Annotated in this window: 16 protein-coding genes and 1 pseudogene; 10 read left to right on the plus strand and 7 right to left on the minus strand. The window is 72.6% G+C overall.

The annotated features are described in order from the left end of the window. Positions 1-144: 144 nt before the first annotated feature. The 3 genes from ACFXG1_RS30920 to ACFXG1_RS30930 all read right to left on the minus strand — a co-directional run bounded on the left by ACFXG1_RS30920 (position 145) and on the right by ACFXG1_RS30930 (position 4,299). Positions 145-2,253, minus strand: coding sequence for an iron ABC transporter permease (locus ACFXG1_RS30920; RefSeq protein ID WP_384745508.1), 2,109 nt, complete (start codon positions 2,251-2,253; stop codon positions 145-147). After that, the gene (locus ACFXG1_RS30925; RefSeq protein ID WP_384723587.1) at positions 2,253-3,251 is read right to left on the minus strand and encodes an ABC transporter substrate-binding protein; all 999 of its coding nucleotides are present in this window, start codon (positions 3,249-3,251) and stop codon (positions 2,253-2,255) included. The genes ACFXG1_RS30920 and ACFXG1_RS30925 overlap by 1 nt, the downstream gene beginning before the upstream one ends. 151 nt (positions 3,252-3,402) lie before the next feature. Further along, positions 3,403-4,299 (minus strand): ABC transporter ATP-binding protein, encoded by an 897-nt coding sequence (locus tag ACFXG1_RS30930; protein WP_384745510.1) that lies wholly within the window; start codon positions 4,297-4,299, stop codon positions 3,403-3,405. 306 nt (positions 4,300-4,605) lie between these two features. On the opposite strand from ACFXG1_RS30930, the gene ACFXG1_RS30935 reads away from it, so the two are divergent. Both ACFXG1_RS30935 and ACFXG1_RS30940 read left to right on the plus strand, forming a co-directional pair. Further along, on the plus strand, positions 4,606-5,883 hold the full coding sequence (locus ACFXG1_RS30935; RefSeq protein WP_384709140.1) for a DUF418 domain-containing protein: 1,278 nt from the start codon (positions 4,606-4,608) through the stop codon (positions 5,881-5,883). A 37-nt stretch (positions 5,884-5,920) separates the two neighbouring features. Beyond that, positions 5,921-6,295 carry a hypothetical protein gene (locus ACFXG1_RS30940; protein WP_384709143.1) on the plus strand — a complete coding sequence of 125 codons (375 nt, stop codon included), beginning with the start codon at positions 5,921-5,923 and terminating at the stop codon, positions 6,293-6,295. A gap of 19 nt (positions 6,296-6,314) precedes the next feature. On the opposite strand, the gene ACFXG1_RS30945 is transcribed toward ACFXG1_RS30940, so the two are convergent. Continuing rightward, a complete protein-coding gene (locus ACFXG1_RS30945; protein ID WP_384709146.1) occupies positions 6,315-7,805 on the minus strand; it encodes an FAD-dependent monooxygenase in 1,491 nt (496 codons plus the stop codon). Positions 7,806-8,013: 208 nt separating this feature from the next. Between ACFXG1_RS30945 and ACFXG1_RS30950 the strand changes: the two genes are divergently transcribed. Both ACFXG1_RS30950 and ACFXG1_RS30955 read left to right on the plus strand, forming a co-directional pair. Further along, the gene (locus tag ACFXG1_RS30950; protein WP_384709149.1) at positions 8,014-8,802 is read left to right on the plus strand and encodes an SAM-dependent methyltransferase; all 789 of its coding nucleotides are present in this window, start codon (positions 8,014-8,016) and stop codon (positions 8,800-8,802) included. Between the two features lie 179 nt (positions 8,803-8,981). Beyond that, positions 8,982-9,788 carry a maleylpyruvate isomerase family mycothiol-dependent enzyme gene (locus ACFXG1_RS30955; protein ID WP_384709152.1) on the plus strand — a complete coding sequence of 269 codons (807 nt, stop codon included), beginning with the start codon at positions 8,982-8,984 and terminating at the stop codon, positions 9,786-9,788. 64 nt (positions 9,789-9,852) lie between these two features. Here the strand turns inward: ACFXG1_RS30955 and istB are convergent, their stop codons facing one another. Then, complete coding sequence (istB, locus tag ACFXG1_RS30960) at positions 9,853-11,310, minus strand: IS21-like element helper ATPase IstB (RefSeq protein WP_384709155.1); 1,458 nt, start codon at positions 11,308-11,310, stop codon at positions 9,853-9,855. Between the two features lie 312 nt (positions 11,311-11,622). On the opposite strand from istB, the gene ACFXG1_RS30965 reads away from it, so the two are divergent. The 5 genes from ACFXG1_RS30965 (at position 11,623) to ACFXG1_RS30985 (ending at position 16,971) form a co-directional block, all read left to right on the plus strand. Further along, positions 11,623-13,794 carry an MMPL family transporter gene (locus ACFXG1_RS30965; RefSeq protein ID WP_384709158.1) on the plus strand — a complete coding sequence of 724 codons (2,172 nt, stop codon included), beginning with the start codon at positions 11,623-11,625 and terminating at the stop codon, positions 13,792-13,794. A 125-nt stretch (positions 13,795-13,919) separates the two neighbouring features. After that, entirely contained in the window at positions 13,920-14,423 is a 504-nt protein-coding gene (locus ACFXG1_RS30970; protein ID WP_384709161.1) for an FxLYD domain-containing protein, read from the plus strand. Positions 14,424-14,455: 32 nt separating this feature from the next. Next, positions 14,456-14,857, plus strand: coding sequence for an SHOCT domain-containing protein (locus ACFXG1_RS30975; protein WP_384709164.1), 402 nt, complete (start codon positions 14,456-14,458; stop codon positions 14,855-14,857). Positions 14,858-15,172: 315 nt separating this feature from the next. Beyond that, positions 15,173-15,991 (plus strand): peptidoglycan-binding protein, encoded by an 819-nt coding sequence (locus tag ACFXG1_RS30980; protein WP_384709182.1) that lies wholly within the window; start codon positions 15,173-15,175, stop codon positions 15,989-15,991. Continuing rightward, positions 15,988-16,971 carry a helix-turn-helix domain-containing protein gene (locus ACFXG1_RS30985; RefSeq protein WP_384709167.1) on the plus strand — a complete coding sequence of 328 codons (984 nt, stop codon included), beginning with the start codon at positions 15,988-15,990 and terminating at the stop codon, positions 16,969-16,971. Before ACFXG1_RS30980 ends, ACFXG1_RS30985 begins: the two co-directional genes overlap by 4 nt. A 17-nt stretch (positions 16,972-16,988) precedes the next feature. Here the strand turns inward: ACFXG1_RS30985 and ACFXG1_RS30990 are convergent, their stop codons facing one another. Both ACFXG1_RS30990 and ACFXG1_RS30995 read right to left on the minus strand, forming a co-directional pair. Continuing rightward, on the minus strand, positions 16,989-17,381 hold the full coding sequence (locus ACFXG1_RS30990; protein ID WP_384709170.1) for a Zn-ribbon domain-containing OB-fold protein: 393 nt from the start codon (positions 17,379-17,381) through the stop codon (positions 16,989-16,991). A 173-nt stretch (positions 17,382-17,554) separates the two neighbouring features. Then, complete coding sequence (locus ACFXG1_RS30995; RefSeq protein ID WP_384745515.1) at positions 17,555-18,307, minus strand: TetR family transcriptional regulator; 753 nt, start codon at positions 18,305-18,307, stop codon at positions 17,555-17,557. 117 nt (positions 18,308-18,424) lie between these two features. Here ACFXG1_RS30995 and ACFXG1_RS31000 point away from each other — a divergent pair. Continuing rightward, a pseudogene (locus ACFXG1_RS31000) lies at positions 18,425-18,514 on the plus strand (electron transfer flavoprotein subunit beta); the annotation flags it as partial.

Raw genomic sequence — 18,514 nt, forward strand, 5'->3', positions numbered from 1 at the left:
ACCCCCACTTCCCCCACGTGGTGGGGGCTGGGTTTTTTTTTATACGACCGGGGGCCGGGGGGGGGGGGCCCGCCGGGGCCCGGGGGCCCGCGGCCCCCCGTCGTCACGACGGGGGCCGGCGGCCGTACGGTGACGGGCGCGCCGTCACATGGAGCCGTCCGGCTTCGTCCGGCGCAGCAGCCACACCAGGTACGGCGCGCCGAGCAGCGCCGTCACGATCCCGACCGGGATCTCCGTCGGAGCCAGGAGCGTACGGCCGATGGCGTCGGACGCGACCACGAGGACCGCGCCGAGTACCGCCGCCATGGGGATCATCCGCGCGCCGTTGTTGCCGACGAGCCTGCGGGCCAGATGCGGGGCGACCAGGCCGACGAAGCCGACCGCGCCGACCGCCGCTGCGGTGCCCGCCGCGAGGAGGGCGCCCGCGCCGAGGACCAGCAGCCGGGCCCGGCTCAGTTCCAGGCCCAGCGCGCGGGGGAGTTCGTCGCCGAGGGCGAGCAGATTGACCGGGCGGGCGGCCACGACCAGCAGGATCGCGACGACCGCGGGGACCGCGAGCCAGCCCAGGGCGTCGTAGTCGCGGCCGTATGTGCTGCCCGCGAGCCAGCTGAGGGCGGCCGAGATGTTCATCTGCGAGCTGACGACCATGATGTTGACCAGGGCCATGGACGTGGCCGCCGCGCCCAGGCCGACCAGGACGACCCGGGTGGGGTCGAGTCCGGCCCGGCCGCCGCCGCGTCGTGGCCCGCGGGCGATCGCGACGACGAGCAGCAGCATCAGGATGCCGCCGACGCCCGCCGCCAGCGGCAGGGTGATCGCGGGCGCCGACGGGATCACGGCGATGATCAGGACGGCGCCGAACGACGCGCCCGCGGTGACGCCGATGAGTCCGGGTTCGGCGAGCGGATTGCGGACGACGGCCTGGACGGCCGAGCCCGCGACCGCCAGACACGCTCCGGCGAGCGCCGCCACCATGATCCGGGGCAGCCGGTAGGAGACGATCGACTCCACGACGGGGTCGGTGGTGCCGGTGAGCGCCGCGATGATCCGGTCGTAGCCGATCTCGACGTCCCCGAGGCGCAGGGACACCACCATCGCGACCGCGAGCACGGCGAGCCCGATACCGAGGACGACGGCGTACGCGGGCCCGCGCCGCCGCCCGGAGACGGCGACGGCCGCCCCGGTGTCGGCGTCGCCGGTACTGATCCGGCGGGCCAGCAGCATGAAGACGGGCCCGCCGATCAGCGCCGTGACGACACCGACCGGGATCTCCGATGTGTAGACCGCCGACGGCGGGACCACGACCTGGGCCGCCGCGTCGGCGCCGAGCAGGACGGCGCAGGCGAGCAGCGCGGAGAGCGGGATCAGCAGCGCGTGGGCGCGGATGCCGAGGGCGCGGATCATGACGGGGGCGATCAGGCCGATGAAGCCGATGGGGCCCGCGAGGGAGACCGCCGTCGCGGAGAGCAGGACGGCGACGAGGAACGCGGCGGGCCGGATCCGGTCCACCCGTACGCCCATGGCGGACGCGGTCTCGTCGCCGAGCGCCAGCAGATCCAGCGGCCGGGCCAGCAGGGGCGCGGCGCAGGCGACGACGAGGACGATCGCGCCGGTGGTCAGGGGCCGTTCGAGGCCGGACTGCATCAGGGTGCCGTTGCCCCAGAAGAACAGGCCGCGGGTGGCCTCGACGTCCAGCATCTGGAGGAACTCGGCGGCGGCCGTGCCGGCGAGGGCGACGGTCGCCCCGGCGAGCAGGACCCGCCCGGGGGTGAGGACTCCGCCGCTGCTGAGGAGGTAGACCAGGCCGATGGCGAGGAGTCCGCCGACGAACGCGGCCGCGCCGGACGGCAGCGGCCCCAGGTCGAGACCGGTGTAGGCGACGAGGACGACCGCGAAGTAGGCGCCCGCGTTGACGCCGAGAGTGTCGGGCGCGGCGAGCGGGTTGCGGGTCGCGCCCTGGACGAGGACGCCGGAGACGCCGACGGCGATCCCGACGACCAGACCGGTGACGGTACGCGGCAGCCGGGCGCCGACGAGGATGTCCTCGGTGTGGGCGTCGCCGCCGCCGAAGACGACGGCGAGGACGTCCGCGACGCCGACCCCCGACGAGCCCATGCCGAGATGGAGTACGGCGATCGCGCACAGGGCGAGACCGAGGCCGCCGCCCACGAGCAGGGCCCGTGGGCGGCCGGGTCCGGACCCCTGGTCGTGCTTCCCGGCGGTGCGGGCCGGGAGCCGGACGGGGACGGCCATCAGACCTTCAGTGCCTTACCGGTCTCGTCGAGGATGTGCAGCGCCGACAGCGGGCCGCCGAAGAGCCAGGTGCCGGGGTCGAGCGGCTGGACCCGCTGGCCCTTGACGAAGTCGAGGTTCTTCCAGACCGGGTTCTTGGCGAAAGCGCCGGTGAACGGGTTGTCGGCGGCGGCGGCCACGTACAGGAAGTTGGCGTCCTTCGCGGTCGAGGTCAGCCCCTCGACGCCGACGGTCGTCATGCCCCAGACATCGCCCTTGCCGGTCCAGCCGTTCTTCAGCCCGGCCAGGTTGAGCACCTGCGGGGCGATGGCGTCGTCGGTGAGCATCCGGACGGACGCGGTGCCGTTGGCGGTGAAGCCCTGGCCGAGCGCGTAGGTGAGCCCGCCCTTCTTCGCCTTCTCCAGCCGGCCCTTCAGATCGGCGGCCGCGGCGTCGATCCGCTGGTTGACGGCGGTGGCCTCGTTGGTCTTGCCGACCGCCTTCGCCAGCTCGCCGAAGTTCTTCTTCATCGTGTCGAGCTGCGGCTTGGTGGTGTAGGTGAAGGCGAGGACCGGGGCTATGTCCTGGAGCTGCTTCAGGTTCGACTTGGACCGCTCGTTGTCGATGACGATGAGGTCGGGCTGGAGGGCGCGGATCTTCTCCAGGCTGGGCTCGTTGCGGTCGCCGACATCGGTGACGCCCTGCGGGAGCTCGGCGCCCTTCGCGGTGATCCAGGTGCCGTAGCCCTTGTTGTCGGCGTTGCCCGCTGGGGTGACGCCGAGCGCGACGAGTTCCTCGGTGTACGTCCACTCCAGGGCGACGACCTTGGTCGCGGGCTTGTTCAGGCTGACCTTGCCCTGGGCGGTCTCGACGCTGATCGCGCCGCCCTTGGCGCCCTTGTCGCCGCCCTTGGTGTCGCCCGCGGTGTCACCGGCCGTGTCGCCGCCGCACCCGGTCACGGCCAGGGCGAGGGCCACGGCGGCACTGCCCGTCGCGAGGGTGCGCACCAGATTCCGCATGAGGGTAACTCTCCTTGTGTGCTGGATGTGCTGGATGTGCTGCGTGATACGGGGGTCGGTGGCGGCGCCGCACACCGCGGGACGGCGTCCGGGCGACCGGACCACCGTTGTCGGGCGGGGTGTGCCGTCGGGTGCGCCGTCCGGTGTGCCGTCAGGGCACGGGTGACGCGCCGGCCGTCTTGTCGTCGGCGCCGGTCGCCGCTCCGTCCGGAGCCGCCGCCTTCTCCGGGGCCGCCGACCCGTCCCGGGCCGCGGGGAGATCGTCGCCGCGGGCCGGGAAGCAGGCGAGATAGCCGGTGGCGGGATCGCGTACGACGTTCACCCGCAGCCCGAAGGCGCGGTGGATGACCTCGGGGGTGAGGACCTCGTCGGCGGTGCCCGCCGCGGTGACGCCGCCGTCGGCCACGACCACGACGTCATCGGCGTACGCCGCGGCCTGCATCAGATCGTGGATGACGACCCCGACCGCTATCCGGTGCTCGCGGGCGAGCCGCCGTACGACGTCGAGCACCTCGAACTGGTGCCGCAGGTCGAGATAGGTGGTGGGCTCGTCGAGGAGCAGTACGCCCGCCCGCTGGGCCAGCACCATCGCCAGCCAGGCGCGCTGGCGCTCACCGCCGGAGAGTTCGTCGAGGCGGCGGTCGACGAGGGGCTCGGCGTCGGTGACGCCGAGGGCCCAGTCGATGGCCTCGGTGTCGTCGGCCGTGTGCCGGGCGAGTGCGCCGCGGTGGGCGTAGCGGCCGTGGCGGACGAGTTCGCGGACGGTCACCCCGGCCGGCGCGTGCGACGACTGGGGGAGGAAGGCGAGTCGCTGGGAGAGCGACCTGCGGGAGAAGGACTCCAGGGGGGCGTCGTCGACGGTGACTTTGCCGTCGAGGGGCGGCAGCAGGCCCGCGACCGTTCTCAACAGGGTTGATTTGCCACAGCCGTTGGGGCCGACGAGTACGGTGACGGCGCCGGGCCGCAGTTCGAGGCCGACCTGTCGGAGCACGGGGCGACCCGCGTGCCCGACATCCAGGTCCTCGGCCACCAGGCGGGGACCGTCCATGGGCACCACGTTCCTTCCTCACGGCCGGACTGACCCCGACACCCTACAACTTAGGCAAGGCACGCCTAACACTCTTGACCCATAGCGGGTGCAGTCGTGGCCATGTCGATACCCGGCGTGAACGGGCCTACGTGCTACGGCATATGCCGCGGTCGGAGGCGGGTGCGGGGGTGAGGCCGGGGGTGCCGGAGTCCGGCCGGAGTGGCGGTCTTTAATTAATTGACTGGTCACTTTATGATTGTGTTCCGATCCGGACCGGCCCGAGGGAGCGGGCGGGGAGGCCGGACACAGGAACAGGAACGGGACATGCATCGCATATCAATGAAGAAAACCGCCAAGGCCGCGCCCGGGGTATCGGCCGCACCGGGCACCGCCCCCGGCGCCGACCGGGCCGTACGGCTGCTCAACGTGGACGCCCTGCGCGGCTTCGCGCTCCTCGGCATCCTCACCGTCAACATCTGGGCCTTCGCGGACCCGTACTACGCCCAGTCCGCCGGGAACCCGGCCTATGACTCGGCCCTCGACCACGCCGTCCGCTTCGTGGTGTCGCTCTTCTTCGAGACCAAGTTCTATCTGCTCTTCTCCTTCCTCTTCGGCTACAGCTTCACGCTCCAGATGGCCGCCGCCGAACGGTCGGCGGCCGCGTTCGGGCCCCGGATGCTCCGCCGCCAGGCCGGGCTCCTCGCCCTCGGCCTCCTGCACGGCGCGCTCCTCTTCCACGGTGAGATCCTCACGCTGTACGCACTCCTCGGCCTCGCCCTCCTGGCCTGCCGCGGGACGGCACCGCGCCGCGCCGCCCGCGCCGCGATCGCCCTGATCGCCCTCTCCGGTACGGCGTTGCTGCTGCTCGGCATCGCGGGCCTGGCCACGGGCGACCAGGCGGCCGGCCCCGGCTCGGCGCCCGGCGAGAAGCTGGCCGCCTTCACGGGCGACGCCGGTGCCACGGCCGCGTACCACGCGGGCCACTTCGGTGAGACGTTCGGCATCCTCGCGCTGATCCAGGGCCCCAGCTCGCTCGCGATGTTCCTGTTCGGCCTCGCCGCCGGACGGCTCCGCCTCTTCGCCGACCCGGACGCCCACCGCCCGCTGCGGCGCCGGATCCTCCTCTTCGGCCTCCCGGCCGGGCTCGCGGGCGGCGCGTTCTACGGCTGGTGCGCGGCCTACCGGCCGGGCTCGTCGCTGGAGGTCATCGCGTTCGGCGTCGGCCAGTTGACCGCGCCGCTGCTGACGGCGTCGTACGTGGTCCTGGCCCTGGCCCTGTTCCGCACGGCGCGCGGCGCGACGGTCGAACGACTCCTGGCCCCCCTCGGGAAGACGGCCCTCAGCGCCTATCTGCTCCAGTCCCTCACCCTGGGCGTCCTGTTCACGGGCTACGGCTTCAGCCTGATCGACCGGCTGCCGCCGCTCGCCCTGGTCGCGGTCGTCCCGGCCGTCTTCCTCGCCCAACTGCTCCTCGCCCACCGGTGGCTGCGTCGCCATCGGTACGGCCCCGGGGAGTGGGCGCTGCGGGCGGTGACGATCGCCGCCGTACCGCCGTGGCGGGAGCCGGGGAAGGAGGCGGGCCGGCGGAGGCGTACCACGTGATAACCCCGCCGACACTCGGGGGCGCTACCGTGCTCGCGTGCCGAGCACCTCCGATCCCGAGCCCCATCCCGAGCCCCATCCCGATCCCGACACCACCCGCCGCCGGGCCCGTCGCCGGATCACCGCCGTCTGGGCCGCCCTGTGCCTCACCGGTCTCGGCGCCACCATCGCCCTCGGCGCCGGCGGTGAGGCCGTCGGCCCGACCGACCGCGCCCCCGTACCGCGCACGATCCCGAGTCCGATCCCGACCCCGACCCCGACGGCCGTGAACTGCGAGTGGGTCGCGGACGAGGTCGAGTGGTTCAGGGCCGAGGAAGCGAGACGGACGCCCGTGCCGGGCCGTATGACCGTACGGGACATGGCCGTCCCGAAGGAGTGCGCCGCCGTCCTCGAAGCGCGCGGCCTCCGCTGATCCCGGGCCCGGGTCTCTGCTACACCTCCCCCGCCCACCACCCCAGCGCCGCCCGCAACGACGATGTGCTCGCCGGGTGGGACGAGGCCCAGGCGATATAGCCGTCGGGGCGGACCAGGAGTTCGGTGTCGCGGTCCGGGGTCCGCCAGTGGGTGTGGCGGACTCCGGGGTGGGTGACGGGGATCGCGTGCGGCGGGGTGATCAGCACGAAGCCGCCGGTGCGCAACAGTGCGTACAACCGGCCCTCCGCGAGGGTGAGATCCGGGGCGCGGCGGCCGGTCAGGGGGTGGGCGCCGCGGGGCGCGCGGTAGGCGATGCCGAGGCCGGTGACCTGGCCGATCGCCCGCCGGGTCACCGGTGGCAGCACCGCGAGGCCCCCGGCGAGTACTGTCCTGGCCGCCCGCTTCAGGGGCGTACCGGCCATCGCGAGGCGCATGATCGCCCCGCTGCTGCGGATCACCGCCCGGCCCACCGGGTACCGCTCGGTGTCATAGCTGTCGAGGAGCGCCTCGGGGTCGCCGCTCGCCCCGCGCAGGGCCGCCGCCAGCTTCCACGACAGGTTCGCCGCGTCCTGGAGGCCGGTGTTCAGGCCCTGGCCGCCCGCGGGGGTGTGGATGTGCGCCGCGTCGCCCGCCAGGAAGACCCGGCGGTCGCGGTACGCCGGTACCTGGCGTTCGTCGCAGTGGAAGCGGGACATCCAGCGCGGCTCGCCCATCCCGAAGTCCGAGCCGAGGGTACGCCGGGTCAGCTCGCGGATCTCGTCGGCGGCGAGCGGTTCGGTGTCCGGCGGCTGGCGCGACCGGTCCCAGCCCATCATCCGGTACCAGCCGTCGCCGAAGGGGAAGAGCAGCGCGATGGCGTCGCCGGTGACGCTCACGGCGGGCAGTTCGGCGGGCGGGTCGGCGAGCCGGACATCCGCCAGGACCATGGACCGGATCGCCGAACCGCCGGGGAAGGGGAGCCCGAGCCGGTGGCGTACGGTGCTGCGCGCGCCGTCCGCGCCGACCAGATAGCGGGCGGTCAGCTCCCCGGGGGCGGCCGTCCCGACCGCCGATGTCTCGGCGACGACCCCGGCCGCGTTCTGCCGCAGCCCGGTCAGCTCGGTCCCGTACCGGATCTCGGCGCCCGCGTCCCGCGCCCGGCGCTCCAGCAGCCGTTCGACCTCGTACTGCGGGGTGATCAGCACAAACGGGAAACGGGTCCGCAGCCGCCCGAAGTCGATCCCCAGACGCGGGAAGGGACGCAGTCCGCTCAGTGTGTGCCCGGTGGCGACGAGTTCGTCGGCGAGGTCGCGGGCGTCGAGGAGTTCGAGGGTACGGGCGTGGACGCCGAACGCGCGGGTCAGATTGCTCAGCCCGGCGGGCCGCCGCTCGACCAGGACGGCACGGACCCCGGCGGCGGCGAGATCACCGGCGAGCAGCAGCCCGGTCGGCCCGGCCCCGACGACCACGACATCCGTGTCCTTCTCCCCGGCCGGGTTCGTGGGTTCCTTCGGTTCCTTCGTCGCCATCCGCCACCTCCGGTGGGTACCGGCAGCCCACGCGTCCGTACGGCGGGTCTGCCGGTCCCCCACCGATACCGCACCGGCGGCGCGGCGTCACGGAGGCAGGGCGCCCCGACAGAGGTGCCGTGATATCACGGCACGGCGTCACGAAACCGCGCCGACCGGCGCCTAGACTCCACAACCACGCCTGATCAGACGGGAGTTGAGGGGTCGTATGGACCGGATCGACACGGGGCGCGCCCATTCGGCGCGGGTCTACGACTACATCCTCGGTGGGAAGGACCATTACGACGTCGATGTCGAGGCGGGTGACGCGATGGTCGCGGGCTGGCCGTCGCTGCCGGTCAGCATGCGGCAGAACCGGCTCTTCATGGAGCGCGTGGCCCGCCATCTGGCGCGCGAGGCGGGCATCCGGCAGTTCCTCGACATCGGTACGGGGCTGCCGACGGCGCCCAATCTGCACGAGGTGGTGCAGGAGGAGCGGCCCGACGCGGCCGTCGTCTACGTCGACAACGACCCGATCGTCCTCGCCCACGCGGAGGCGCTGCTCACCAGCTCGCCCGAGGGCAGGACCGCGTATATCGACGCCGATATGCGCGAGCCCGACGCCATACTGCGGTCGGCCGAGTTCCGGGCGCTGCTCGATCTGCGGCAGCCGGTGGCGCTGACGGTCATCGCGATGCTCCACTTCATCCGGCCGCCGGAGGACTACGCCCTGGTCCGCAGGCTGCTGGACCCGCTGCCCTCCGGCAGCTATCTGGCGATCTCCACGGCCACGGCCGACTTCGCGCCCGAGGGGTTCGCCCGGGTGGTGGTGGAGTACGAGAGCCGGGGCATCCCGATGGTCCCGCGCGGCACGGCCGAGGTGGGGGCCTTCTTCGAGGGGCTCGAACTGGTCGAGCCGGGCCTCACCCAGGTCCACCGCTGGCGCCCGGGACCCGCGCAGGAGGGTGTGGCGCCGGAACAGGTCGCGATGTACGGCGCGGTGGCCCGCAAGCCCTGACGCCGGCCGGCGGCGCCGGGTCCGGGACCGGGTCCGGACCCGGGTGCCCGGCCGTCGTCGGCGGCGGCGTCCCCGGTGGCCGGGTCCCGGCCCTTGTCGACCGCGCGGGCGGGTGATTGGGTCGGGCGGACCGGCTCCCGTCGGCGGGCGGGCGGTCGTCCCGGAGGGGGAGGAGTGCCATGGGCCGGAGGCGCGCGCTGCCCGAGGGGCTCGGGGAGGCGATCCGTACCACCGCGGACGACGTCGTGGCACTGCTGCGGTCCGCCGTCGACCCGGCCGTGCCCGTACCCGGGCTCACCTGGACGCTCGGCGAGACCGCCGCGCATCTCGCCCAGACAGGCGGCCTGATGGCGGACATCGCGGCGGGCCGGGGCGGCGTGTGGGGCGACGGCACTCCCGGGAGCCTGGCCGGGGCCAACGCGCGGGCGCTGGCCGCGTTCCCGGTACGGGCGCCGGGCCCACTGGCCGCGATGATCGCCGAGCGGGCGGCGGCCTTCGTCACCGCGAACCCGGACCACGACGACCCCGAGACACCTCTGCGCACCCCGCTCGGGCCGATGAACCACGCCGTCCTGGGCTCGTATCTGCTGACCCATATGCTCGGCCACGGCTGGGACATCGCCCGCGCGCTGCGCCGGCCGCACATGATCGACCGGGCCCGGGTCGAGCTGTGCCTGCCCTTTCTGTACGTGACCATGCCGCGGGTCGTACACGCCCCGGCCGCCGCCGGGCTCCGCGCCCGCTACACCCACCGGCTCTGGGGCGGCTCCTCGTTCGGGGTGGCGGTCGCGGACGGCGCGGTCACCGTGCGGCCCGAGCCGCTGCCGGACGCCGACTGTGTGATCAGGACCGAGCCGGTGACGTTTCTGCTGATGGCGCTCGGCCGCTGCTCCCCGGGCCGGGCGGTGGCCCGGGGGCATCTCGTGCCCGGCGGCCCCAGACCCTGGCTCGCGCCCCGCTTCCCGGGACTCTTCAGAGCTCCGTAGCCCCGTTGGCGGGACGGCCCCGCGGACGTACCTCCATATGCTCGCGCGGCCGTCCCGCCCGGTCTCAGTGGCGGGCGGAGTCGACGTCGAGCCGCGGGGTCAGATCGCGGTCCCGCAGCCGGTAGCTGTCGCCCTTGAGCGTGATCACATCGGCGTGGTGCGCCACCCGGTCCAGCAGGGCGTATGTCACCGGTCCATCGCCGAAGGTCTCCGTCCACTGCGACAACGGCCGGTCGCCGGTGACGATCAAGGACGCCCGCTCGTAGCGGTGCGCGACCAGCCGGAAGAGTAGCTGGGTGGTCTCGGCGTCGAAGGGTACGTAGCCGATCTCGTCGATCACCAGCAGCGCGTACCGGTCCAGCCTGCCCAGCTCCTCCGCCAGCAGGCCCGCGCGCTGTGCCCCGGCCAGCCGGGCGGCCCACTCGGCGGCGGTGGCGAAGGCGACCTCGTGCCCGGCCCGGCAGGCGCGGATACCGAGGGCGACGGCGAGATGGGTCTTGCCGGTACCGGGCGGGCCGAGGAAGACCGCGTTGCGGCGGGCGCCGACGAAGTCCAGCTCGCCCAGCCGGGTGATGGTCTCCCAGTCGTAGGCGCGCTGCTGGTCGGCGTCGTACTCCTCCAGCGTCTTACGGGCGGGGAAGTCGGCGTTCCTGATCCGGGTCTCGGCCGACGAGCCGTCCCTGAGGTGGGAGTCGGTGGGCTGCGCGGGCACGGTCTCCAGACGCGGCACGGGCTCCGGCACCACGGCGGCCGGCTTCACCAGGGCCGGCATGAGGGCGGGCACGGGCGCGGGCATATACGCGGGGGCCGGTGCCATCGGTACGGCCGCCGGTACGGCCACGGGGACCGGCTCGGGCGCCGGGCCGCCCGGCGCGGCTGCGGGCGAAGGACCGCTGTCGTGGTGGTTTCCGTTCTCCATCGGCCCGGACATATAGGCGAGGATCGCGGCCGACAGGATGAACGCCATATGGATGACCGTCCCCCACAGCAGCGCGTGCTGGGAGGTGTGGGCGACGTCCACGAACATCTGGAGCAGATGGACCGACGAGATCCCGACGATCGCCGTCGCCAGCTTGACCTTCAGGACGTTCGAGTTGACGTGCGACAGCCACTCCGGCTGATCCCGGTGGCCCTGGAGGCCGATCCGGGAGACGAAGGTCTCGTACCCCCCGACGATCACCATGATCAGCAGATTGGCGATCATCACGACGTCCACGAGCTTGAGCACGGCCAGCATGACCATGGTCTCGTCGGCCTGGCCGCTCATGATGTGCTGGATCAGATGCCACAGCTCGTTGAAGAACTTGTAGACGTAGACGCCCTGGGCGGCGACAAGGCCGAAATACAGCGGTGCCTGGAGCCAGCGGGTGGCGAAGAGCGCGTAGCCGAGCGACGAGGCGGCATAGCTCTTGAGTGCCTGTTTCGCCGGCGGCTCGGGGCGGGCGCCGGCGGGGTGCTGCTCGTAACGGCCGGGGGCGGAGTGCTGGGGCTGATGTGACGCGGGCGTGGCGTGACCGTGCAAGGGCGTCTCCAAACAGGGCTCGGGCGGCGATCGGGCGCGGTTCGGCGTGGCCCGCGTTCACGCTGTCAACGGCCGACCCGGGCAGCCGTAACGGACGCCACCGGCGTACGCCCGGCCGCGGCACTGCTTTCGGCCGGTAGCAATGGGCGCGCTGGGGGCGCGTTCGAGGGGGCACGGACGACACTCCCCGACAACCCGGGAGATCAGGGCACCCGCCACCTCTTCGGCCCATTCCCTCCTTTCCCTCCTTCGCCTGGCGGCCGTCACCCGTTCCCCGCGTACCGCGTGCCGGTACCGCCGCCCGCGCCTTGAATGCGGAGTGTGCTGCGAACGATCGGTGAGTGGTGTGCCCGGCGGGCGGTCTTCGTCGTGGTGGCGTGGCTGGTGGCGCTGGCGGCCCTCCAGGTGCTCCACCACACCTACGGGGGCGAGTACTCCGACGACTTCACGCTGTCCGGAACCCAGTCCCAGGAAGGCGTCACCGTCCTGCGGACCCACGACCCGGCCGCCGGGGGCTACAGCAGCCAGGTCGTACTGCACGACGCCGACCGTCCGCTGACCCAGCTCTCCGGCGAGATCGCGCAGGCCGTGACGAACCTGGGGAAGCTGCCGGACGTCCTGTCCGCCCAGGACCCCCTGTCGGTGCCCTCGTCGAACCAAGGGCCGCTGGCGCCGGACCGGAAGACCGCGTACATCACCGTCCGGTTCGACGTCCCCCCGTCCACCCTCGGCCCGGACTATCTCCACGGCGTCGACGCGGCCGTCGAACCGCTGCGCGCCGCGGGCGTCGACGTCGAGTACGGCGGATCCCTGGGCGAACTGGCCCGGCCGGAACCCAACGACCGGCTGAGCGAGGCCATCGGCTTCGGTGTCGCGATCATCGTCCTCCTGATCGGCTTCGGCAGTATCGTCGCCGCCGTACTGCCCCTGGTCACGGCCCTGATCTGCGTCCTGTGCGGACTGGCGCTGCTCGCCCTGCTCGCCGCCGCGTCCACCTTCGCGACCGTGTCGCCGACCCTGGCGACGATGATCGGGCTCGGCGTCGGCATCGACTACGCCCTCTTCCTCGTCACCCGCCACCGGCAGAACCTGATGAACGGCGACGACCCGGTGACCGCCGCCGGGAAGGCCACCGCGACCAGCGGACACGCCGTCCTGCTCTCCGGCTGCACCGTCGTCATCGCCCTGTCCGGTCTCTGGGTCTCGGGCATCGGCTTCATCGGCAAACTCGGCCTCGCCGCCGCGGTGACCGTCGTGACGGCGGTCCTGGGCGCCCTCACCCTCGTCCCCGCCGTCCTCGGTCTGATCGGACGGCACATCGACCGGCTGAAGGTACGCAAACCCGTCGCGGAGACCGACGCGGAGCCCGGCGAGACGGTGTCCGGCGTCTGGCACCGGTACGCGCTCCGCGTCGAGCGACGGCCCTGGTGGTATCTGGCCGGCGGGGTCCTGGTGCTGGCGGTCCTGGCGTACCCCGTCTTCTTCATGCAGCTCGGACACATCGGCGACGGCGCCGACCCGACCTCCTTCACCGACCGCCGCGCCTTCGACCTGATGTCGGCGGCGTTCGGCCCCGGCTCCAACGGGCCGCTGACCCTCGTCGTCGACCAGAGCGCCGTACCGCCGTCGGACCGGGCGGCGCTGGGGACGTCGCTCCAGCACGCGCTCGCCGCCGTACCGGACGCGGCGACCGTCACCCCGCTCCGGCCCACGGCCGACGGCGACGTCCTCGTCGGCACGGCCTACTCCGTCGCGTCCCCGCAGGACGAACGGACCACCGAGCTGGTCAACCGGCTCACCGACCACGTCCTGCCCGACGCGGTCACCGGCACCGCCGCCCACACCTACGTCACCGGCAGCACCGCCGCCCAGGTCGACTTCCTCGACATCGTCTCCGCCCGCCTCCCCCTGATCATCGCGGCGGTCGTCGGACTCGCCTTCCTGGTGATCCTGGTCGTCTTCCGGGGCATCCTCGTCGCCATCAAGGCGGCCGTCCTCAACGTGCTGTCGATCGCCGCCTCGTACGGTGTCGTGGTCGCCGTCTTCCAGTGGGGCTGGGGCGGCCCTGCGCTCGGGGTCTCCGGCAAGGTGCCCATCGAGAGCTACGTCCCCATGATGATGTTCGCCATCGTCTTCGGGCTGAGCATGGACTACGAGATCTTCCTGCTCTCCCGGGTCCACGAGGCATGGCTGCGCACCGGCGACGCGCGGGCGAGCGTGGCCCACGCGCTGGAGATCACCGCCCGGGTCATCACCTGCGCCGCACTGATCATGGTCAGTGTCTTCGCGGCCTTCGTCATCAGCGACAACATCGTGGTGAAGATGCTCGGCCTCGGCCTGGCGGCCAGCGTCCTGATCGACGCGACCGTCGTCCGGCTGCTGCTGGTCCCTGCGGTGATGACGCTCCTGGGCCCCAAGGCGTGGTGGACCCCCCGATGGCTCGACCGGCGCATGCCGCGACTCCACCCCGAGGGCCAGGAATGAGCCCTCCCGGCGCGCCCTGACGCGAACCCCGCATTCACCCGAACGGCGGACATCCGCATGCGCGCGGCCCGTACCCCTCCTTCACTGGCCCTGTACGCCCTCAGCGCCGGAAGGAGACGTACGACATGAACCGTCCCTGGCAGCGCCCCGCCGTCAGCGCGGCCGTCGCGGCCCTCACGGCCGCCGTCCTGGCCGCGGGTGTCACCGCGTGCGGCAACAGCAACAGCCCCTCGTCCGTGGTGTCCGGGGCGGCGTCGGCGGCGGCCTCGGCCGCCTCCTCCGTCGGCGCGGAGGCCACGGCCGCCATCGCATCGGCCACCTCGGCGGCCGGGAACAAGCTCGACGAGATCAAGGGCGGTGTGAACGCGAAGGACGACGTCACCCTGGCCGCGCCGGCCGCGAAGGACGGCTACAGCACGGTCGACGTCACCGTCCGCAACACCACCGACGCCACCAAGTCCTTCGGGGTGAAGGTCGACTACAAGGACGCGAGCGGGAACCTCCTCGACACGACGGTGGTGACCGTGTCGGACGTCCCCGCGAACGGCACCAAGTCCGCGACGGCCAAGAGCAACCGCAAGCTGACGGGAGAGGTGAAGACCGACGTCTCCCAGGCCCTCCGCTACTGAGTAAATCCCGCGCCCCGCGAACGGAGCCGACGATGGACGACTACCCGCTCCTCAACCTCTTCTGGACCATGCTCTGGTTCTTCCTCTGGATCATGTGGCTGTTCCTGCTGTTCAAGGTCATCACCGACCTGTTCCGCGACCACTCCCTCAACGGCTGGGCCAAGGCCGGCTGGATGATCCTGGTGATCCTCCTCCCCTTCCTCGGCGTCCTGCTGTACGTGATCTTCCGCGGCCGCTCCATGGGCGAACGCGAGATCACCGCGGCCAAGGAGCGCGAGGCGGACTTCAAGTCGTACATCCGCAAGACCGCGACCGAGGGCGGCGGCGCCCCGGGCGGGGACGTGGACCAACTGGCGCGCCTGCACGATCTGAAGGAGAAGGGCGCGATCACGGAGGAGGAGTTCCAGCGGGCGAAGGCGAAGATCCTGGCCTGACGCCCGTCGCCCGTCCCTCGTCGCCCGTCCTCGTCACCCGTCACCCGTGGAGGAAGAGGTGGGGCCCCGCCGTCCCCCGATCGGCGGGGCCCCGCTGTGAAAGAGCTTGGCCCCGTGGACCACCCCGGCGCCAGAGACCGCGACAGGATCGGGCGACCCCGGGAGGACCACCCCTTCCACCTGCGGTGACGCGGGCCGGGACGAGGTCTTACCGGGACGGGACGACGTTCGTCTCGGCACGCCGGGACGGCCGTGTTTGACTGGACGGGGCGTCCTCAACGCCGAGGGCGCCGGTCTGCTGGGGGGTTGAAGATCATGCACCCGCGCTGGAAGGCACTGCCCGAGGGGACGGACCCGAGAATCACGCGGTTCGTCGCCGAGTTACGTGGACTCAAGGACCATCACGAGCTCGACATGGCCGCGCTCGCGAGACGTACCGGATACAGCAAGTCCTCCTGGGACCGCTATCTGAACGGCCGCTCCCCGGCGCCTGCGGCGGCGGTCGAGGCGCTGGCCCGACTCTGCGACGTGGACCGGGAACCCCTGCTCGTCCTGCGCGAACTCGCGGCCGAGGCGTACGAATCGGAGACACCGGACGATCCCGGTGATCCCGGTGATCAGGGCGATCCGGAGCCCGGGGCGGCTCCCCCGAAGGACCCGGTGCCCGAGGGGCCCCGCCGGGCGTCAGGACCCAACCCGTGGATCGTCGCCGCCGTCTCCAGCGCGCTGACGGCCCTGCTCATCCTGGGCGCGTTCGTCCTGATCGACCGCTGGGACGAGGAACCGGCGGAAGCGGTGCCGAAGACCGCGGCCACCGTCGACTCCCATCCGAAGCTGGGCGAGTTCGCCTTCGAGGCGGGCAAGGTCTATCCGTGCGAGGTGCGCCGCGACCGGGACGGTCTGCTCTCCGCGGGCTACAGCGGCACCCGTACCGAACTGATCGAGCGGTACTCGACGCGCTGGTCCGTCGTCGAGGCCCAGTGCCTGCTGGCGCACCACGGACTCGAACCGGGCGGCGCGGACGGCGCCTTCGGCAACGGGACCGAGCGCGCCGTCAAAAGACTTCAGGACCAGAGCCGGATCGCCGTGGACGGAGTGATCGGGCCGGACACCTGGAAGGCCCTGCGAGGGTGAGCGCCGCACGGCCGGACGGCGAAGGCCCGCCACCCGGTTCGCCACCGGGTTCGCGACCCGGTCCGCCGCCGGGCCCGTCACCGGGTCCGCCGCCGGGTGTCCTGCCGGGACTGCCGCCGGAGTGCGTCAAACTCGCCTCCGACCTGCGGGAGCTGCGGACCGCGACGGGCCTCAGCCTCGCCGGGCTCGCGGCGAAGACCCCGTACAGCAAGTCCTCCTGGGAGCGCTATCTGAACGGGAAGGTGCTGCCGCCCCGGCAGGCCGTGGAGACGCTCTGCGCGCTCGCGGGCGAGCGCCGGGACCGTACCGTCGCCCTGTGGCGGCTCGCGGACGACGCGGTGAGCCGACGCGGGGCGGCGGGCCCCGCCGTATCCGGAACAGCCGGTACGGCCGCGGGGCAGACGGCCCCGAGCACACCGGCGCCGCCTCCCGCGATACGCCGCCGGCGGCTGCCCGTCCTGGTGGCCGCCGCCGTCTGCGTCCTGGGCGGCCTGACCGCCGGGGTGGCGTTCGTCGCCGGGGACCGCGGCGGGGACCGGGTCGGGGACCAGCGGGCCCGGAGCGCGGTGGAGGGCCGCGGCACCGTCGCGGGACCGGCCTGCCACGGTGCCACGTGTACCGGTACGAATCCGGAGTCGGCCCGCTGCTCGTCCGCCGCCGCTCCCCCGGTCACCGTCGCGGAACGGGACTTCGGCGGCGTGATCGTGAAGGTCCGGCGCTCGGCGGTGTGCGACACCGTCTGGGCCAGGCTCGACCGGGGCACGGAAGGCGACCGGGTGGAGATCGCCGTGGGGGACGGCGAGCCGCAACGGGCCGAGGTGCATGACCGGTTCGACGCGATGGCCTCCGTGTCGACACCGATGGTGGCCGTCGACGGGTCGGCGCTGCGCCGGGTCCGGGTCTGTCTCGTCCGCGGCGGGGACCGCGACTGCGTCGTACTGAAGGCGTCGGGGGCGTCGGACGCCTCGGGGCGCGGGTAGGGCGGTTCGGGCGGGGCTCAGTGCCAGTCGATATGGCGGACGGAGTCGCAGAGTTCGACGACGAGTTCGCCCGAGTCGAGCCCCGTTCCCGCAACCGGCCGGACCCGGGCACCCACCCAGACCAGATGGGGCGCGGCTCCCACCACACGGCAGCGGAACATAAAGCCCTCGGGGAAGCGGATGAGGGACTCGTTGCGGGCCACCCGGGTGTAGCGGTGGACCACGGCGGAGCGGATGACGATGCCCTCGCCCGTACTGCGGTCCTCCTCCAGATCGCTGGAGGCGCAGACGGGACAGAGGAGTTTGCGGAACGAGGCGGTGCCGCACCAACGGCAGCGCTGGTAGATCAGACCGGTGTCCGCCTCTGATACCACTTCTGCGGCGAGACTGTCGGTTCCGGGCTGGGACATGAGACGACCCCCTGCACTCGGCGGCTCGGGCTGGCGCCTCAGCACCATATGGCACTCAGTGCCGGGGTGTATAGGTACTGGGTGCCAGTATTCGGCACGGGCGGGTGCCGGGCGCCGGTGTCAGGGGTGGTCAGAGTCGGGCAGGGGTTGGTCAGGGGGTGGTCGGGGGTTGGTCAGGGGGTGGCGGTCGAGGGGTCGAGGGCGGCCTCGATCCCCTGCACCACCCGCCAGACGGGGGTGCCTTTACGGGCGACCATGACCACCACCTCGCCGTCCCCTTCGGGCAGCGGCGGTACGACGGTCAGGGGCGCCGCGACCGCGCCGGACGCGGGCTCCGCGCCCCAGACGTCCCGTACCAGGGAGAGCGCGTGGTCGACCGCGGCCTCCGCGTCCCCCTCGCCGCCCGACCGCAGCCACGACCGCAGGGCGTTGTTGTGCGCGGCGACCACCGCCGACGCGATCACCTCGGCGCGCAGCGACCCGTCCGGGGTCTCGGGCCCGCGGGCCCGCAGATGCTGGGCGAGGGTGCGCTCGTAGCGGCGCACGACGGAGAGTTCGTACGTCCGCAGGCCCGGCACCTCGCGGGTGAGCCGGTAGCGCTGGACGGAGAAGTCCGGCTTGGCCGCGTACATCCGCATCACGATCCGGGCGGCGTCGCAGACCGTGCCGACGGGGTCGTCCGAGACCGCGTTCGCCTCCAGATAGGCGGTCATCTCGGTGAGGCAGCCCTCGTGGTCGGGGAAGACCGCGTCCTCTTTGGAGGGGAAGTAGCGGAAGAACGACCGGCGGCCGACGCCCGCGCGCGCGACGATGTCGTCCACCGTGGTCCGCTCGAACCCCCGGTCGAGGAAGAGTTCGAAGGCGGCCTCGGCGAGCGCCTCCCGCATGGGCACATCGGCATTGCGTCGCTTGCGCACCTCAGTCATGGCGGGCAACGTAACACCGGAACGACGGTTTTGGCACTGGGTACCTTTACAGAGGGTACTTGGTGCCATAGCCTCGACGGGACAAAACCTCCATCGGTAGGAGTCAGGAGCACCGTCGTGAGCTTGAGGATCGTTGTCTGTGTGAAGTATGTGCCCGATGCGAGTGGTGATCGGGGGTTCGCGGATGATCTGACGGTGGATCGTGAG

Origin of the sequence: Streptomyces sp. NPDC059248, assembly GCF_042753905.1 — a bacterium.
Lineage (GTDB): Bacteria > Actinomycetota > Actinomycetes > Streptomycetales > Streptomycetaceae > Streptomyces.

Coding starts and splice junctions, on each gene's coding strand:
- ACFXG1_RS30920 (WP_384745508.1), bottom strand. CDS start 2,253: ATGGCCGTCCCCGTCCGGCTCCCGGCCCGCACCGCCGGGAAGCACGAC.
- ACFXG1_RS30925 (WP_384723587.1), bottom strand. CDS start 3,251: ATGCGGAATCTGGTGCGCACCCTCGCGACGGGCAGTGCCGCCGTGGCC.
- ACFXG1_RS30930 (WP_384745510.1), bottom strand. CDS start 4,299: ATGGACGGTCCCCGCCTGGTGGCCGAGGACCTGGATGTCGGGCACGCG.
- ACFXG1_RS30935 (WP_384709140.1), top strand. CDS start 4,606: ATGCATCGCATATCAATGAAGAAAACCGCCAAGGCCGCGCCCGGGGTA.
- ACFXG1_RS30945 (WP_384709146.1), bottom strand. CDS start 7,805: ATGGCGACGAAGGAACCGAAGGAACCCACGAACCCGGCCGGGGAGAAG.
- ACFXG1_RS30950 (WP_384709149.1), top strand. CDS start 8,014: ATGGACCGGATCGACACGGGGCGCGCCCATTCGGCGCGGGTCTACGAC.
- ACFXG1_RS30955 (WP_384709152.1), top strand. CDS start 8,982: ATGGGCCGGAGGCGCGCGCTGCCCGAGGGGCTCGGGGAGGCGATCCGT.
- ACFXG1_RS30965 (WP_384709158.1), top strand. CDS start 11,623: ATGCGGAGTGTGCTGCGAACGATCGGTGAGTGGTGTGCCCGGCGGGCG.
- ACFXG1_RS30970 (WP_384709161.1), top strand. CDS start 13,920: ATGAACCGTCCCTGGCAGCGCCCCGCCGTCAGCGCGGCCGTCGCGGCC.
- ACFXG1_RS30975 (WP_384709164.1), top strand. CDS start 14,456: ATGGACGACTACCCGCTCCTCAACCTCTTCTGGACCATGCTCTGGTTC.
- ACFXG1_RS30980 (WP_384709182.1), top strand. CDS start 15,173: ATGCACCCGCGCTGGAAGGCACTGCCCGAGGGGACGGACCCGAGAATC.
- ACFXG1_RS30990 (WP_384709170.1), bottom strand. CDS start 17,381: ATGTCCCAGCCCGGAACCGACAGTCTCGCCGCAGAAGTGGTATCAGAG.
- ACFXG1_RS30995 (WP_384745515.1), bottom strand. CDS start 18,307: ATGACTGAGGTGCGCAAGCGACGCAATGCCGATGTGCCCATGCGGGAG.